At 61.0% G+C, this 2064-nt stretch carries 1 protein-coding gene and 1 pseudogene; both read right to left on the reverse strand.

What is annotated here, in order from left to right:
• Positions 1-29: 29 nt before the first annotated feature.
• Positions 30-1076 (reverse strand): annotated as a pseudogene (locus tag ACFFAR_RS31615) (GMC family oxidoreductase); the annotation flags it as partial.
• 29 nt (positions 1077-1105) lie between these two features.
• The gene (locus ACFFAR_RS31620) at positions 1106-1912 is read right to left on the reverse strand and encodes an enoyl-CoA hydratase/isomerase family protein (protein WP_062171441.1); all 807 of its coding nucleotides are present in this window, start codon (positions 1910-1912) and stop codon (positions 1106-1108) included.
• Positions 1913-2064: the final 152 nt, after the last annotated feature.

Below are 2064 nucleotides of genomic sequence, written 5' to 3' on the forward strand. Positions count from 1 at the left end.
GCTCAACGGCTCGTCGATGGCCTGGAAGATGCGGCGCGCGTTGCACTCGATAAATACAGGTCCGAGACGTCGCACCCTTCCAGGCCAGATGTGAATCGCGCGGCCGTCATGCTCGCGCGACGACGCGTGAGCGGCATGCGGAACTGCGGTTCGAGGAAATGGCAAAACGTCAGCGACGGATGGTCCTGAAGATTCCTTCCGACGCCGGGTAAATCGATCGCGCAGCGAATACCAAGTTGATCGAGCTCCTTCGAATTCCCGATACCCGCCCGCAGCAACATGGCGGGCGACTGCAGCGCGCCCGCTGCCAGGATCACTTCTCGCGCTTCGAACTTGATCTTTTCGCCATTCGCCGCTACTGCTAGAACACCATGCGCGGTCACGCCGTTCATCAGGATGCGTTCAACGCGAAGGTTCGCGAAGATCGACAGGTTCGGACGCTTGCGCGTGGCGGCATCGAGGTAAGCCGTCGCTGTCGTCACACGCCGGTCGTTGAAGTTTGAAAACGCCCCGGGAAACAGACCGTCGCCGAATTCGGCATTCTGGTCTTGCAGTGTCGCGAATCCATTGCTCTTCAAACCCTTCGCAAACGCGTGGCAAAACGGCGGCCACTCATCAGGCATGATGCGGCGAATCGCAACGGGACCGTCCTTGCCGTGCAGCGGGTCAGCAGGGAAATTTGCGTCGCTTTCCAGCTTGCGGAAGTACGGCAGGACCTCGTCCCACGCCCAGCCCGGCGCGCCGTTCTCGGCCCACTCATCGTAGTCGCGCGGCAAGCCGCGATTAGCCGATTGCACGTTGATACTCGAACCGCCGCCCATGACACGGCCTTGCTCGTACACACGTTCAGCAGCTTGCCTTGTAGCCCGGGCTTTCAGTCCAGGCCAGATGTAGGTATCACCGCAAAACACAGGCATGGGATAGCTGTCTAGGATCGCTGCGGGCACGTTGCCCGGGGGCGTGTCCGCGCCCGCTTCGATCAACGCGACACGCAGCGACGGCACGGCCGATAGCCGATGCGCAAGCACGCATCCCGCCGACCCGCCGCCCACGATCACGTAGTCGAACGCCTCCATGCAAGTCCCCTGTTTGTTATGGATAAAGGTCAGCTGCCGCGAAACACCGGCTTGCGTTTGCTATGAAACGCCTCAACGCCTTCACGGAAGTCATCCGACGTACGCAACCGGCTGTAAGAATGCCCTTCAAGTTCGATGGCAATCGAGAGCGGCGCATCTTCCGTATCGTTGAGCAGCTTTTTTGCCGTGCGCTGTGCCAACGGCGAAAACGCGCGCAGCTCATCGACCAGCGCATCGGTCGTGGCTTCGAGCTGCGCGTCGGCCACGCACTCCACGGCGATGCCCCACTCGTATGCCTGCTTGCCTGGAATGCGGCGCGAGCGCATCACGATGTCCTTGGTCCTGCCAACGCCCACCATCTGCTGCAACCGAGCCGAGCCGCCCGAGCCGGGAATCTGCCCGAGTTTCTGTTCCGGCAGCGCGTAGAACGTGGTGTCCGTCGCGATACGGAAGTCGCACGCGAGCGACAACTCGAAGCCCACACCAAAACAAAACCCGCGATTCGCCGCGATAACAGGCTTGGAGCAGCGCGCCGGCGCCGCGATGTTCCACGCGAGTTTCGACACATGTTCCGGCGATGCTTCGAGAAAGCCCTTGATGTCGCCGCCGCTCGAGAAATGCTCACCGTTCGCGCGCACGACGATCACGCGCACGCGGTCGTCTTCATCGAGTGCTTCGAAGGCCGCGCGCAACTGGTCGCGTGCGTGCATGGAAATGACGTTCAACGGCGGACGATGCAGGATGATGTCGGCGCGCTCGCGTTGTTCATCGACTTCGATCGAGAAGCCGTCCAGGTCCTGCAACAGCGTCTGGCCGCGATGGGTCAGTTCGGTCATCGGTTACTCCTTCGTTGTTTCTTTCGGGTTGATTGATGTGTCGACTTCGTATTCGCCGGCCGAGAGCTTGCGGCGCAGGATTTTTCCGACGGGAGATTTCGGAATGTCATCGACGAAAACATAGTCGCGCGGCCGCTTGAAATTCACGAGGT

The organism is uncultured Caballeronia sp., from assembly GCF_964243625.1.
Classification (GTDB): Bacteria; Pseudomonadota; Gammaproteobacteria; order Burkholderiales; family Burkholderiaceae; genus Caballeronia.

Excerpts from the sequence above, each read along its gene's own strand:
- ACFFAR_RS31620 (WP_062171441.1), bottom strand. The coding sequence starts at position 1,912 with ATGACCGAACTGACCCATCGCGGCCAGACGCTGTTGCAGGACCTGGAC.